This window comes from Pseudomonas brassicacearum, assembly GCF_003732175.1.
GTDB classification, from domain to species: domain Bacteria; phylum Pseudomonadota; class Gammaproteobacteria; order Pseudomonadales; family Pseudomonadaceae; genus Aquipseudomonas; species Aquipseudomonas brassicacearum_G.
The window spans coordinates 129,761-144,183 of record NZ_MOBI01000023.1; the positions used below are offsets into that span (position 1 = coordinate 129,761).

The window sequence follows — 14,423 nt, forward strand, 5'->3', positions numbered from 1 at the left end:
AGGCTGCATCGCGGTTTTTTAGTGTGGGCGCAGCGGTACTGAAATCAGCGACGCGGCAACGCGGCGATCACGTCTTCAGCTTGCAGGCCCTTGTCACGGTTCATGACAGAAAACTCCACGCGCTGGCCTTCGACCAGGACGCGGTGACCTTCACCACGGATTGCACGGAAGTGCACAAAAATATCGTCTCCGGAATCGCGAGAAATGAAACCGAAGCCTTTGGAGGTGTTGAACCATTTGACGGTGCCGGTATCACGATTGGTCATGTCGTAATTTTGTGTAGCGGCAGCAGGAGAGGATTTATAAAAGCTGATGGCCAGGTGCAGAAGTACGGCGATCAGGGCGACGATGAGGCTAAGCAGGACTGCGGGCTGACCACCAATGACCGGCATCGGTGCGAGGAGGGTCAGGGTTTGCACGACAACGGCAAGCACCAGCAAGGCACTGACCAGATTTTGCAGTTGGTGACGTGGACCTTTGTTCCAGTAAGGAATAACCGGCGCGAGGGTCAGGTTGAGCAAGCCGAAGAACGCCAGGTACAGCGCGTCAGGTTGTTGCAGGTAAGGTGCGGCTTCGGTTCGCAAGCTAGGGATGAAGGACAGCAGCAAAGCCGCTGCGCCCGTTAGCAGGTGGACGATTTTCAACATTTTGATTGACTCACGTTAAGACGGATCACAAGGAAGAGCTGATTGAGCACGGTTCGCTTCTGAACAATGGGAGGCGCTGGACACGTACCCGGTATCAGCCTATGCGCTGCACCCAGGAAAATAGAGGCAGCGACACGCCTCTATTTAACAGCAAAGCCCAGGCCTTCTCAAATCAAGTGCAGAGGGCGCGGCGATGGGGGAGGGAGGCGGTTTGTGCGGTACTGTCTGCAGGTGTTGCCTGAAGGCTTGTTCTAGAGAGCTCGATCGGCTTTTTGGCTTGCTGCGGGCAGAGAAAACGCCTTGAGCTCGCGGATTCAGGGTGTTTTTCTTCTATTAGAGGGGAAAGAGGTGCGCGAGTGCCAGATGGTGCCCGGCGCCGTCAGTGCTTCCCCTGTCCGTGGTGGGAGATGATTCTCTGACAGGGCGACGTCCGAGCCTTTTTCGGCTGTTTTCGCTCGGCGGTTTTGATTTTTCCTGCGCTGAATTTCTGCTTTATAGACAGATGTAGGACCGTGTTAATGGTCTCCCTAAGGTTGTTGGCTTGTCCTACGTTGATGGTCATAAAGTCATCTGGATATAACTATCCGCCTGCGTTTCTATAAGGAAACAGAGGGTTGCTCTCGTTGAAAGCAAGTATGACAAAGGAGTGTCAACGGTATGAGTCAAGGAATAGGGCAAGGGACAATTGAAGTCGCTCGGTTTCAAGATGTAAGGCAGGAGGGGAAGAGAGATCCTTTTGTTCGGGAGTTTGATATGGGGCTGGCGCGCCCACTGTCCAGATCGGTCCGTTTGAATGGATTTGCCACCTGTTTGCGCCTTGAGCAGGTCTATTGGGATATTTTGGCCAGGATGGCGAAAATCAACTGTTGCTCGGTGAGCGCTTTGCTTTCCTACGTTGATAGAGAGGTGCACCTGCGTCATGGCGGGGTAAAGAATTTCAGCGGGCTGGTCCGGGTTGTGTGCGTTGTACACAGTTTGAATGGGGACTCCTGTAGCGTTGAATGACGTGCGGCTACGTGATTGGGGCGGCCCGCGTGGTCAGGTGTCGTGTCGTCGGCGGATCCGGATGAGCATACGCCTGTGCAGTGTTACGGCTGCACAGGCTCGATTTAATGGATATAATCCCGCCCTTTGCCGCGAAACCCGACGTTTGCGCGGTAATAATCTGATTGCCGAGACAACCCCATGCCGATGTACGACTATCAATGTGCTTCCTGTGGTCATCAGTTGGAAGCCATTCAGAAGATCAGCGCAGCACCGTTGGTCGACTGCCCTGCCTGCCAGGCACCCGAATTGAAAAAGATGCTGTCCATGCCAGGCTTCCGCCTCAGCGGCACCGGCTGGTACGAGACCGATTTCAAAACCGGTTCGAAGAAGAATCTGGCCGGCGGCGACAAAGCTGACTAAGTTGAACGACACGCGTGAGCTCTTGCATCATCAGGCACCTTATTGAAGTGCGGTGGTGCGGCAAGGCCTCCAAACGAATTTCGAATTACGAGAAGTGAAACCACTACCATGATGCGCAGCCATTATTGCGGCCAACTGAACGAAAGCCTGGAAGGTCAGGAAGTTACCCTTTGCGGATGGGTCCACCGTCGTCGTGACCACGGCGGGGTGATCTTCCTCGATATCCGTGATCGTGAAGGTCTGGCCCAGGTGGTGTTCGACCCGGATCGCGCCGAAACCTTCGCCGCCGCCGACCGTGTGCGCAGCGAATACGTGGTCAAGATCACCGGTAAGGTGCGCCTGCGTCCAGCCGGTGCCGGTAATGCCAACATGGCTTCGGGCATGATCGAAGTGCTGGGCTACGAGCTGGAAGTATTGAACGAAGCGGAAACCCCGCCGTTCCCGCTCAACGAATTCTCCGACGTTGGCGAAGAAACCCGCCTGCGTTATCGCTTCATCGACCTGCGTCGTCCGGAAATGCTCGAGAAGCTGCGTCTGCGTTCGCGCATGACCACCAGCATCCGTCGCTACCTGGACGAGAACGGCTTCCTCGACGTCGAGACGCCGATCCTGACCCGTGCAACCCCAGAGGGCGCACGTGACTATCTGGTGCCGAGCCGCACTCACGCAGGTAGCTTCTTCGCCTTGCCGCAATCGCCGCAGCTGTTCAAGCAACTGCTGATGGTTGCCGGCTTCGATCGTTACTACCAGATCGCCAAATGCTTCCGTGACGAAGACCTGCGTGCCGACCGTCAGCCGGAATTCACCCAGATCGACATCGAGACCAGCTTCCTCAACGAAGCCGAGATCATGGGTCTGACCGAAGGCATGATCCGCAACCTGTTCAAGGAAGTGCTGGGTCTGGAATTCGGTGAATTCCCGCACATGACCTGGGATGAGGCCATGCGTCGTTACGGTTCCGACAAGCCGGACCTGCGTAACCCGCTGGAACTGGTTGACGTTGCCGACCAGCTCAAAGAAGTCGATTTCAAGGTCTTCAGTGGCCCGGCCAACGACCCGAAAAGCCGTATCGCCGCTCTGCGCGTTCCAGGCGGGGCGAGCATGCCGCGCAGCAAGATCGACGACTACACCAAGTTCGTCGGCATCTACGGTGCCAAGGGCCTGGCGTACATCAAGGTCAACGAACGCGCCAAAGGCGTTGAAGGCCTGCAATCGCCTATCGTCAAAAATATTCCTGAAGCCAACCTCAATGTGATCCTCGATCGCGTTGGCGCGGTTGATGGTGACATCGTGTTCTTCGGTGCCGACAAGGCCAAGATTGTCAGCGAAGCGCTGGGCGCACTGCGGATCAAGGTTGGTAACGACCTGAACCTGCTGACCTGCGAGTGGGCGCCGATGTGGGTTGTCGACTTCCCGATGTTCGAAGAGAACGACGACGGCAGCTTCACCGCCTTGCACCACCCGTTCACCGCGCCGAAGTGCACACCGCAAGAGCTTGAAGCCAACCCGGCAACCGCTTTGTCCCGTGCTTACGACATGGTACTGAACGGCACCGAGCTGGGTGGCGGTTCGATCCGTATCCACCGCAAGGAAATGCAGCAATCGGTCTTCCGCCTGCTGGGTATCAGCGAAGCGGAACAGGAAGAGAAATTCGGCTTCCTGCTCGACGCCCTGAAATACGGCGCGCCGCCGCACGGTGGCCTGGCTTTCGGTCTCGACCGTCTGGTGATGCTGATGACCGGCGCCCAGTCGATCCGTGAAGTGATTGCCTTCCCGAAAACCCAGAGCGCTGCCTGCGTCATGACTCAGGCTCCTGGCCTGGTCGACGCCAAGGCGCTGCGCGAGCTGCACATTCGCCTGCGCGAACAGCCTAAGGCTGAGTAAGACCGAGCACCCTGGCACATCAAGCGATGCGCCAGGGTGTCAGATCCAGATTGTGTTGCCCGCTCGCCTTCATGGGCGTGCGGGCATTGTTTTATAGAGAATTGTTTTAAAGAGAATTCGGAGCGAGTTATGGCGGGTCATTCCAAGTGGGCGAACATCAAGCACCGCAAAGAACGTCAGGATGCCAAGAAGGGCAAGATTTTCACCAAGTGGATTCGTGAACTGACTGTCGCGGCCCGTCAGGGTGGCGGTGATCCGGGTTCCAACCCGCGTTTGCGTCTGGCGCTGGACAAAGCCCTTGGCGCGAATATGAGCCGTGACATCATCGATCGCGCGGTGGCCCGTGGTGCTGGCGCTGCCGACACCGACGACATGGTCGAGCTGAGCTACGAAGGTTACGGTCCGGGCGGCGTAGCGGTGATGGTCGAGTGCATGACCGACAACCGCAACCGCACCGCAGCGGCTGTCCGTCACGCCTTCAGCAAATGTGGCGGCAACCTGGGGACTGACGGTTCGGTGGCCTACCTGTTCGAGCGCAAGGGACAGATTTCCTTCGGGCCTGCCACTGATAAAGAAGGCATCGACGAAGATGCGCTCATGGAAGCGGCCATGGAAGCTGACGCCGATGACGTGGTCACCCACGAAGACGGCTCGATTGACGTGTTCACTTCGTTCGCCGGCTTCTACTCGGTTCGTAATGCCCTGGAAGCTGCAGGCTTCAAAGGTCATGACGCGGAAATCGTCATGTTGCCGACCACCAGTGCCGAACTGGACCTGGAAGGCGCCGAGAAGATTCTCAAGCTGATCGACATGCTCGAAGACCTGGATGACGTGCAGAACGTTTATTCCAATGCGGATATTCCAGAGTCGGTGGCCGCGCAACTGGGCTGACGGGCGACACAGATCTGGTGTGGGAGCCGGGCTTGCCCGCGATGACGTCGGCAGGCTCGACATGGATGTTGGAGTTCTACCGCTATCGCGGGCAAGCCCGGCTCCCACAGGGTTCTCGGCAGGGCTACAAAATGTGCACCCGGCACAGCCTGCTCTGTGCTGGCCTCACTCTCTAAACCCGCAGGCGTTATGACTTTAATTCTTGGTATCGACCCCGGTTCGCGCATTACCGGTTACGGCGTGGTACGCGATACCGGCCGTGGCTGCGTGTACGTCGCCTCGGGGTGTATTCGTACCGGCAGCGGCGAGTTGCATGAGCGGCTGCAAATTGTTTACCGCGGTGTGCGTGAAGTTATCCAGACCTACGGCCCGGTCACCATGGGGATCGAAAAGGTCTTTATGGCTCGTAACGCCGACTCGGCCCTGAAGCTGGGCCAGGCTCGTGGCGCCGCCATCGTTGCCGGCGCCGAAGAAAACCTGGAAATCGCCGAATACACCGCAACCCAGGTCAAGCAGGCGGTGACCGGGACGGGCGCGGCGAATAAAGAACAGGTGCAGATGATGGTCATGCACATGCTGAAACTGACCAGCAAACCGCAAATCGATGCCTCGGACGCCCTGGCAATCGCCATTTGTCACGCTCACACCCGCTCCAGTCTGTTACCTCATGGTCTGGGGACGGCTCGCAGTCGTGGCGGTCGCCTTCGCCTCTGATCTGATAGCATCAGCCCACTCATTTTATCCGTTGAGCGTTTTGCGCCTGTTTTGTCGGCCGCCACGCTCACTTTGGTACTCGTCAGCCAGATCTGGCCAACGCTTAAGGATTTGAAACGTGATTGGACGTTTGCGCGGCACCTTGGCTGAGAAACAGCCGCCGCACCTGATTCTGGATGTAAATGGTCTGGGTTATGAGCTGGAAGTGCCGATGACCACGCTTTATCGACTGCCGTCGGTCGGAGAGCCGATCACCTTGCACACCCATTTGGTTGTGCGTGAAGACGCCCAGTTGCTCTACGGTTTCATTGGCAAGCGTGAACGCGATTTTTTCCGTGAACTGATCCGCCTCAATGGCGTGGGCCCCAAGCTGGCATTGGCATTGATGTCGAGCCTTGAAGTTGATGAGCTGGTGCGTTGCGTGCAGGCGCAGGACACGTCGGCGCTGACCAAGGTGCCGGGCGTCGGCAAGAAGACCGCCGAGCGTTTGCTGGTCGAGCTCAAGGATCGTTTCAAGGCCTGGGAAACCGTGCCAAGTATGTTCGCCCTGGTGCCTAATCAGCCGGATGCGCCAATGCCGGTGGTCACCGCCGAAAATGACGCGGTGAGTGCGCTGATCTCCCTGGGCTACAAGCCGCAGGAGGCCAGCAAGGCGATTTCTGCCATCAAGGAGAAAGGCTTGAGCAGTGAAGACCTGATTCGTCGCGCCTTGAAGGGAATGATTTAAGTGATTGAAGCTGATCGTCTGATCGCCGCCACGGGTGGCCCCCGTGACCGCGAAGAAGTCCAGGACCGCGCGATTCGTCCCGTCAGCCTGGCCGAATACATCGGCCAGCCGACCGTTCGCGAGCAGATGGAATTGTTCATCCAGGCTGCCCGCGGGCGCAACGAGTCCCTCGATCACACGCTGATCTTCGGTCCGCCGGGGCTGGGTAAAACCACCTTGGCCAACATCATTGCCCAGGAAATGGGTGTGTCGATCAAAAGCACCTCGGGGCCGGTCCTTGAGCGTCCGGGTGACCTGGCGGCGCTGCTGACCAACCTCGAACCGCATGACGTGCTGTTCATCGACGAGATCCATCGGCTGTCGCCGATTGTCGAAGAAGTGCTGTACCCGGCCATGGAAGACTTCCAGCTCGACATCATGATCGGTGAAGGGCCGGCGGCGCGTTCGATCAAGCTCGACCTGCCACCGTTCACCCTGGTCGGCGCCACCACCCGCGCCGGGATGCTGACCAATCCGTTGCGTGACCGTTTCGGTATCGTTCAGCGCCTGGAGTTCTATAACACCGCGGATCTGGCGACCATCGTCAGTCGCTCGGCGAACATCCTCGGCTTGCCGCTGGATCCGGAAGGCGCCTTTGAAATCGCGCGTCGGGCCCGTGGTACGCCGCGTATCGCCAACCGCTTGTTGCGTCGGGTGCGCGATTTTGCCGAAGTCCGGGCAAAGGGGCACATCACTAAACCCATTGCCGACTTGGCGCTGAACCTGCTGGACGTCGATGAGCGTGGCTTCGATCACCAGGACCGGCGTTTGCTATTGACCATGATCGAGAAGTTCGATGGCGGTCCGGTCGGGGTGGACAGTCTCGCGGCGGCGATCAGCGAAGAGCGGCACACCATCGAGGACGTGCTGGAACCCTATCTGATTCAGCAGGGCTATATCATGCGGACCCCGCGTGGTCGGGTCGTGACCCGGCATGCGTACCTGCATTTCGGTTTGAATATCCCGTCTCGGTTGGGTGAAATGCCCGTGGTAGACGAGTTTCTTGATGCAGTAGACGAATGACGACCTCTACGTGCCGATTTATTTCAGCTTTGTGCGGTCCTAGGGGACTGCGATTGCCGATCTTTCGCACGAAAGTCGTTCGAGAATGAAAAAACAGTTGCCTGGCCGGATTGGCAACCTGAGGAGTAACCACTAGAGTATGCGCGCGCAAAACGGGCTTGAGTCGTTCGCACATCGTTGTCGCGTTTATTACGAGGACACCGATGCCGGCGGCATCGTGTATTACGTTAATTACCTTAAGTTTATGGAGCGGGCTCGAACCGAGCGGCTACGGGAGCTGGGCTTTGCCCAATCGCAGCTTGCTGGTGAGGACCTGTTGTTCGTCGTGCATTCCAGCGAAGCGCGCTATCACGCGCCGGCGCGACTGGACGACGAGCTTCTGGTAAGTGCAGAAGTAATCGAATTGAACCGCGTCAGCCTGCGCTTTAAACAGCAGGTCAGGCGAGCTGCGGATAATGCACTGCTCTGCGAAGGGCAGTTTTTGGTGGCCTGTGTGCGCACCCATAGTTTGAAACCCCGGGCCATTCCCGAAGCTCTACGTGCGGCCTTTGCCGACGTGAGCGGCGCGGGTACACACTCAGAGCAGGAGATAAAGCGTGGAAGCTAACGTCGTCGACCATTCCTCCATGTGGAGCCTGGTCAGCAATGCCAGCGTTGTGGTGCAGTTGGTAATGCTGATTCTGGTAGCCGCATCGGTGACCTCGTGGATCATGATCTTTCAGCGCAGCAACTTGCTGCGCGCCGGTCGGCGTGCCCTGGAGAGCTTTGAAGAGCGCTTCTGGTCCGGCATCGACCTGTCCAAACTCTACCGTCAGGCCGGCAGCAACCCTGACCCGGATTCCGGCGTAGAGCAGATCTTCCGTGCAGGCTTCAAGGAATTCTCCCGTCTGCGTCAGCAGCCAGGCGTTGATCCGGAAGCGGTCATGGAAGGTGTGGCACGTGCCATGCGCGTGGCCATTTCCCGCGAAGAAGAAAAGCTTGAGCAGAGCCTGCCGTTCCTCGCGACTGTCGGTTCCGTCAGCCCGTACATCGGTCTGTTCGGTACGGTCTGGGGCATCATGAACTCCTTCCGTGGCCTGGCTACTGCCCAGCAAGCGACCCTGGCCACCGTGGCTCCGGGTATTGCCGAGGCGCTGGTGGCAACGGCAATCGGCCTGTTCGCGGCGATCCCGGCAGTTATCGCTTACAACCGTTTCGCCGCTCGCAGCGAAACCTTGCTTAGCCGTTACTACACCTTCGCCGACGAGTTCCAGGCGATCCTGCACCGCAAAGTGCACACCAGCGAAGAATAAGCAGGTAATTCCCAATGGCTTTAATCGCTCGAGCTCGCAAAAAGCGCAAGCCGGTTGCCGAGATGAACGTGGTGCCTTACATCGACGTGATGCTGGTACTGCTGGTCATCTTCATGGTGACCGCACCGATGCTCAATCAGGGCGTGAAAGTTGATCTGCCCAAGGTTTCCAGCGAAGCCTTGCCGCAAGACAACAACACCCAGGTTCTGACCATTTCGATCAAGGCTGACAAGACCTATTACTGGAACCTTGGCAGCGAAGTCGACACCGATAAACAGCAGGACAGGGCCATGACCCTGCCGCAGATGACCAGCGCCGTGACCAAAATCATCAGCGCCGGTAATGAAAACGGCAAGCACACCCAGGTCTTCATTCGTGGCGACAAGAGCGTCGATTACGGCTCCGTCATGGGCGCCATGGGTGGGTTGCAGAAAGCCGGGGTCGGTAATGTTGGCTTGATTACCGAGGCGCCCTGATGCAGCAACAGCGAGAGCCGACAGCCTCGGAAAGCTACTTCTGGCCTAGTGTCTGGGCGATAGGCCTGCACGTGCTGGTGTTTGGCATGCTGTTCGTCAGTTTTGCCATGACACCGGAGCTGCCGCCGGCCAAGCCGATCGTCCAGGCGACCCTGTACCAACTGAAATCGAAAAGTCGGGCGACCACCCAGACCAATCAGAAGATTGCGGGTGAAGCGCAGAAATCCGCTGCGCGCCAGACCGAAGTCGAACAGATGGAACAGAAGAAGGTCGAGCAGGAAGCGGTGAAGGCTGCGGAACAAAAGAAAGAAGCGGCGGCTCAAAAAGCCGAGGAAGCCAAGAAGGCCGACGAGTCGAAGAAAGCGGAAGAGGCGAAAAAGGCTGATGAAGCCAAGAAAGCCGATGAAGCGAAGAAGACCGCCGAAGCCAAAAAGGCCGAACAGAAACAATTGGCTGATATAGCCAAGAAGAAAGCTGAAGAAGAAGCCAAGAAAGCCGCTGAAGAAGAGGCCAAGAAAGAGGCCGCTGAAGAAGCGAAGAAAAAGATAGTCGAAGACGCGAAGAAGAAAGCCGCGGAAGACGCCAAGAAGAAAGCTGAAGCGGACGAGGCGAAGAAAAAAGTCGCCGAGGATGCTAAGAAGAAAGCTGCTGCCGATGCTGCGAAGAAAAAGTCGCAGGAAGCGGCGCGTAAATCTGCCGAAGAGAAAAAGGCTCAGGCCCTGGCTGATTTGCTTTCCGACACGCCGCAGCGTCAGCAAGCCTTGGCCGATGAGCAGGGCGATGAAACCGCGGGCAGTTTCGACGATCTGATTCGTGCTCGGGCAGCGGAAGGTTGGGCTCGTCCTCCTTCGGCACGCAAAGGCATGACGGTTGTGCTGCAAATCGGCATGTTGCCCGATGGTACAGTGACTTCGGTCGGCGTGGCCAAGTCCAGTGGCGATGGTCCGTTTGACTCTTCGGCTGTAGCGGCGGTCAAGAATATTGGACGTTTGACAGAAATGCAGGGAATGAAACCGAGCGATTTCGCTCCTTATCGTTCATTCAAGATGACATTCACACCTGAGGATCTAGCCTTGTGAGAAACCTTCTTCGAGGAATGCTTGTCGTTATTTGCTGCATGGCAGGGATAGCGGCAGCAGATGAAAAGAACATTCTGGTCACCAGCGGCAGTGACCGGGCAACTCCGATTGCGGTTGTTCCATTTGGCTGGCAGGGCGGTAGCGTCCTGCCGGACGACATGGCGGAAATCATCGGTAACGACCTGCGCAACTCGGGTTACTACTCGCCGATTCCGAAGCAGAATATGATCAGCCAGCCGACTCAGGCCAGCGAAGTCATCTACCGTGACTGGAAGGCCCTGGGCGCCCAGTACATCATGGTCGGCAGCATTGTTCCGGCGGGCGGTCGCCTGCAGGTGCAATACGCACTGTTCAACGTCGCGACCGAGCAGCAAGTGCTGACCGGTAGCGTGTCGGGTGGCGTCGATCAACTGCGCGACATGGCGCACTACATCGCCGACCAGTCGTTCGAAAAACTGACCGGCATCAAGGGCGCGTTCTCCACACGCCTGCTGTATGTAACGGCCGAGCGCTTTTCGGTGAACAACACGCGCTACACGCTGCAGCGTTCGGACTACGACGGTGCTCGTGCCGTGACCCTGCTGCAATCGCGTGAGCCGATCCTGTCACCGCGTTTCGCTCCCGATGGCAAGCGCATCGCCTATGTGTCGTTCGAGCAGAAGCGTCCGCGCATTTTCATGCAGAACATCGACACCGGTCGCCGCGAGCAGATCACCAACTTCGAAGGCCTGAACGGCGCGCCAGCCTGGTCGCCGGACGGTACTCGCCTGGCGTTTGTGCTGTCCAAGGACGGTAACCCGGACATCTACGTGATGAACCTGGGTTCGCGTCAGATCAATCGCGTGACGGCTGGCCCTGGCATCAACACCGAACCGTTCTGGGGTAAGGATGGTTCGACCATCTACTTCACCTCCGACCGTGGCGGCAAGCCGCAGATCTACAAGACCAACATCAATGGTGGTGGTGCGGAGCGTGTGACCTTTATCGGTAACTACAACGCCAACCCGAAACTGTCGGCTGACGAGAAGACGCTTGTCATGATTCACCGTCAGGATGGCTTCACCAATTTCCGGGTGGCGGCTCAGGATTTGCAGCGCGGTAGTGTAAAGATCCTGACAGACACCAACCTAGATGAGTCAGCCACTGTTGCGCCCAACGGCACCATGGTAATCTACGCCACCGCCCAGCAGGGCCGGGGAGTCTTGATGCTCGTGTCCATCAATGGACGCGTAAGGCTCCCGCTTCCTACCGCTCAAGGCGAAGTCAGAGAACCTTCCTGGTCCCCTTACCTGAACTGACGCGGCGCTACACGTTTTACTTAACACATTGGGGTTCATTAGGAGTTTCACGATGGAAATGCTGAAGTTTGGTAAGTTTGCTGCGCTGGCCCTGGCCATGGCTGTAGCTGTAGGTTGCTCGTCCAAAGGCGGCGACAACGCCGGTGCAGGCGCTGTAGATCCAAACGCTGGTTACGGCGCTAACACTGGTGCAGTTGACGGCTCCCTGAGCGAAGAAGCTGCTCTGCGCGCAATCACCACCTTCTACTTCGAATACGACAGTTCGGACCTGAAGCCAGAAGCCATGCGCGCTCTGGACGTTCATGCCAAAGACCTGAAAGCAAACGGCGCTCGCGTTGTTCTGGAAGGCAACACCGACGAACGTGGTACTCGTGAGTACAACATGGCACTGGGCGAGCGTCGTGCGAAAGCCGTTCAACGCTACCTGGTACTGCAAGGTGTTTCCCCAGCTCAGCTGGAACTGGTTTCCTACGGTAAAGAGCGTCCAGTTGCTACTGGCCACGACGAGCAGTCCTGGGCTCAAAACCGTCGCGTCGAACTGCGTAAGTAATTCGTCATGCGAACGTGCCGTCGTGCTGTAACTATTCTGGCTCTCAGTCTCGCACCGCTTGCGGTGTGGGCTGCGGTTCCTGTGGTCGATGACAACTCCGGTTATAACAATAGCGGGAGCAGTTATCCGCCTGCGGGTTACGGTACGAACGGCGCCTATGCCGGGGGAGGGGTTACGGCCCCTGCCTCGGCACAAGGCGTGCTGTTCAACCAACTGCAACAAATGCAGGAGCAAATCGCGCGGCAACAGGGTGCGATCGAAGTTCTGCAAAATGATGTAGCGCGCATGAAGCAGGAAAACCTGGAGCGATATCAGGATCTTGATCGGCGTATTGGAACCGGCGGTGCACCCGCTGCGGCTCCTCAAAATTCTCCAGCCGGTGGCGATATGAATAATGCCGCCGGTGCAGCAGCTGCAGCTGCAGGTGCGAGTGCTGCCACTCAAGCCCCTGCGGCCAGCAGCGAACCGGGTGATCCGGCGAAGGAAAAGCTCTATTACGATGCGGCCTTCGACCTGATCAAAGCCAAGGATTTCGACAAGGCCAGCCAGGCGTTTGCGGCATTTTTGCGCAAATACCCGAACAGTCAGTACGCGGGCAATGCCCAATACTGGTTGGGCGAAGTGAACCTGGCCAAGGGCGACCTGCAAGGTGCGGGTCAGGCTTTTGCCAAGGTTTCGCAGCTGTACCCCAAGCACGCCAAAGTGCCTGACTCGCTGTACAAGCTCGCTGATGTAGAGCGCCGCCTGGGTCATACCGACAAGGTCAAAGGCATTCTGCAGCAGGTGGTTTCCCAATACCCGGGTACTTCCGCCGCTCAGCTGGCCCAACGCGATCTGCAGCGCATGTAAGGCTGTTTGACCCGTTTACAAGAAACCCGCGCTTGCCGCGGGTTTTTTCGTTAGAATTCATCCCCCTTTTTTATGAAACACCGCTTTTTGGGATCTGCGCGTTGGCGGGGTTCCTTTAAGTGCCTGACGGAGGCGGACAGCCTGTTTAGCTGTTACGCCCGTGGCGACTATGCAAGACACATTGAGAATTACCGAAGTTTTTTACTCGTTGCAGGGTGAAACGCGGACTGCCGGGCTGCCCACTGTATTTGTGCGCCTGACCGGTTGCCCATTGCGTTGCCAATACTGCGACAGCGCCTACGCCTTCACTGGCGGCACCGTTCGCCCGCTCGACGATATCCTCGAGCAAGTGGCCGGCTTTCGTCCGCGCTACGTCTGTGTCACCGGCGGTGAGCCTCTGGCACAACCTAATGCCATCCCTTTGCTCAAGCAGCTGTGTGACGCCGGTTACGAGGTGTCGCTGGAAACCAGCGGCGCCCTGGATATTTCGGCGGTTGATCCACGGGTCAGCCGAGTGCTCGACCTGAAAACACCCGGGTCGAAAGAAGCGCACCGCAATCTCTACGAGAACATCGCACTGCTGACGGCCAACGATCAGGTCAAGTTCGTGATCTGCTCTCGCGAAGACTACGACTGGGCGGTGTCCAAGCTGATTCAGTACGGTCTCGACCAGCGTGCCGGTGAAGTCCTGTTCTCGCCGAGTCACCATGACTTGAGCGCGCGCGAGCTGGCTGACTGGATTGTCGCGGACAATCTGCCGGTGCGCCTGCAATTGCAGTTGCACAAATATCTTTGGAACGACGAGCCGGGGCGCTGAAATGACTGAACAACTGAACACTACTGAAAAACGTGCGGTCATCCTGCTGTCCGGCGGTCTGGACTCGGCAACGGTCGTGGCGATGGCCCGTGCTGACGGCTACAGCTGCTACACCATGAGTTTCGACTATGGTCAGCGCCACCGCGCCGAGTTGCAGGCTGCCGAGCGTGTAGCGCGTGATCTGGGCGTCATCGAACATAAAGTGATTGGCCTGAACCTGAACGGCATTGGTGGCTCGGCATTGACCGACAGCTCCATCGATGTGCCTGAGGCGCCGAGTGAAGGTATCCCGATCACTTACGTGCCGGCCCGCAATACCGTATTCCTGTCTCTGGCGTTGGGCTGGGCCGAAGTGCTCGGCGCGCGTGACATTTTCATCGGCGTGAATGCGGTGGACTATTCCGGTTACCCGGATTGCCGTCCCGAGTTCATCGAAGCCTTCGAGCGCATGGCCAATCTGGCAACGAAGGCCGGGGTAGAGGGCAACGGTTTCCGTATTCAGGCGCCGCTGCAAAACCTCAGCAAGGCGCAAATTGTCCAGGCGGGCGTGAAGCTTGGCGTCGACTATGGGCTGACGGTTTCCTGCTATCAGGCGGACGATAACGGCCGTGCCTGCGGCAAATGCGACAGCTGCCGTCTGCGTGCAGAAGGCTTCCTGGCGGCCGGAATCAGCGACCCAACCGCTTATTTTTGATTTATTTCAAATTAGGTGTTGAATAGTCCTTAAAAA

The 14,423-nt window shown here is 57.8% G+C and carries 17 protein-coding genes; 16 read left to right on the top strand and 1 reads right to left on the bottom strand.

Going from position 1 to position 14,423, the window contains the following annotated elements; all coding sequences use genetic code 11:
• Positions 1-44 precede the first annotated feature (44 nt).
• Positions 45-647 carry a cold-shock protein gene (locus tag BK658_RS30615; protein ID WP_054593717.1) on the bottom strand — a complete coding sequence of 201 codons (603 nt, stop codon included), beginning with the start codon at positions 645-647 and terminating at the stop codon, positions 45-47.
• A 657-nt stretch (positions 648-1,304) separates the two neighbouring features.
• On the opposite strand from BK658_RS30615, the gene BK658_RS22410 reads away from it, so the two are divergent.
• The 16 genes from BK658_RS22410 to queC all read left to right on the top strand — a co-directional run bounded on the left by BK658_RS22410 (position 1,305) and on the right by queC (position 14,387).
• Entirely contained in the window at positions 1,305-1,652 is a 348-nt protein-coding gene (locus tag BK658_RS22410; RefSeq protein WP_253911963.1) for a ribbon-helix-helix domain-containing protein, read from the top strand.
• A 180-nt stretch (positions 1,653-1,832) separates the two neighbouring features.
• The gene (locus tag BK658_RS22415) at positions 1,833-2,054 is read left to right on the top strand and encodes an FmdB family zinc ribbon protein (protein ID WP_010457489.1); all 222 of its coding nucleotides are present in this window, start codon (positions 1,833-1,835) and stop codon (positions 2,052-2,054) included.
• A gap of 108 nt (positions 2,055-2,162) precedes the next feature.
• Entirely contained in the window at positions 2,163-3,938 is a 1,776-nt protein-coding gene (aspS, locus tag BK658_RS22420; RefSeq protein WP_123584220.1) for an aspartate--tRNA ligase, read from the top strand.
• Between the two features lie 129 nt (positions 3,939-4,067).
• Entirely contained in the window at positions 4,068-4,829 is a 762-nt protein-coding gene (locus BK658_RS22425) for a YebC/PmpR family DNA-binding transcriptional regulator (RefSeq protein ID WP_123584221.1), read from the top strand.
• 189 nt (positions 4,830-5,018) lie between these two features.
• Positions 5,019-5,543 carry a crossover junction endodeoxyribonuclease RuvC gene (gene ruvC, locus BK658_RS22430; RefSeq protein ID WP_019693260.1) on the top strand — a complete coding sequence of 175 codons (525 nt, stop codon included), beginning with the start codon at positions 5,019-5,021 and terminating at the stop codon, positions 5,541-5,543.
• 118 nt (positions 5,544-5,661) lie between these two features.
• A complete protein-coding gene (gene ruvA, locus BK658_RS22435) occupies positions 5,662-6,270 on the top strand; it encodes a Holliday junction branch migration protein RuvA (protein ID WP_019693259.1) in 609 nt (202 codons plus the stop codon).
• Entirely contained in the window at positions 6,271-7,332 is a 1,062-nt protein-coding gene (ruvB, locus tag BK658_RS22440) for a Holliday junction branch migration DNA helicase RuvB (RefSeq protein ID WP_123584222.1), read from the top strand.
• Between the two features lie 139 nt (positions 7,333-7,471).
• Positions 7,472-7,939 (top strand): tol-pal system-associated acyl-CoA thioesterase, encoded by a 468-nt coding sequence (gene ybgC, locus BK658_RS22445; protein ID WP_019693257.1) that lies wholly within the window; start codon positions 7,472-7,474, stop codon positions 7,937-7,939.
• Positions 7,929-8,624 carry a protein TolQ gene (gene tolQ, locus BK658_RS22450; protein ID WP_054044990.1) on the top strand — a complete coding sequence of 232 codons (696 nt, stop codon included), beginning with the start codon at positions 7,929-7,931 and terminating at the stop codon, positions 8,622-8,624. Before ybgC ends, tolQ begins: the two co-directional genes overlap by 11 nt.
• 23 nt (positions 8,625-8,647) lie before the next feature.
• Positions 8,648-9,100 (top strand): protein TolR, encoded by a 453-nt coding sequence (tolR, locus tag BK658_RS22455; RefSeq protein ID WP_162174768.1) that lies wholly within the window; start codon positions 8,648-8,650, stop codon positions 9,098-9,100.
• A complete protein-coding gene (gene tolA / locus BK658_RS22460; RefSeq protein WP_123584223.1) occupies positions 9,100-10,179 on the top strand; it encodes a cell envelope integrity protein TolA in 1,080 nt (359 codons plus the stop codon). The genes tolR and tolA overlap by 1 nt, the downstream gene beginning before the upstream one ends.
• A gap of 17 nt (positions 10,180-10,196) precedes the next feature.
• Entirely contained in the window at positions 10,197-11,477 is a 1,281-nt protein-coding gene (tolB, locus tag BK658_RS22465; RefSeq protein WP_185019885.1) for a Tol-Pal system beta propeller repeat protein TolB, read from the top strand.
• A gap of 52 nt (positions 11,478-11,529) precedes the next feature.
• On the top strand, positions 11,530-12,027 hold the full coding sequence (gene pal, locus BK658_RS22470; protein ID WP_071553673.1) for a peptidoglycan-associated lipoprotein Pal: 498 nt from the start codon (positions 11,530-11,532) through the stop codon (positions 12,025-12,027).
• A 6-nt stretch (positions 12,028-12,033) separates the two neighbouring features.
• Entirely contained in the window at positions 12,034-12,876 is an 843-nt protein-coding gene (gene ybgF / locus BK658_RS22475) for a tol-pal system protein YbgF (RefSeq protein WP_123584225.1), read from the top strand.
• A 169-nt stretch (positions 12,877-13,045) separates the two neighbouring features.
• Positions 13,046-13,693 carry a 7-carboxy-7-deazaguanine synthase QueE gene (gene queE / locus BK658_RS22480; RefSeq protein ID WP_123584226.1) on the top strand — a complete coding sequence of 216 codons (648 nt, stop codon included), beginning with the start codon at positions 13,046-13,048 and terminating at the stop codon, positions 13,691-13,693.
• Position 13,694: 1 nt separating this feature from the next.
• On the top strand, positions 13,695-14,387 hold the full coding sequence (gene queC / locus BK658_RS22485; RefSeq protein WP_123584227.1) for a 7-cyano-7-deazaguanine synthase QueC: 693 nt from the start codon (positions 13,695-13,697) through the stop codon (positions 14,385-14,387).
• Positions 14,388-14,423 lie beyond the last annotated feature (36 nt).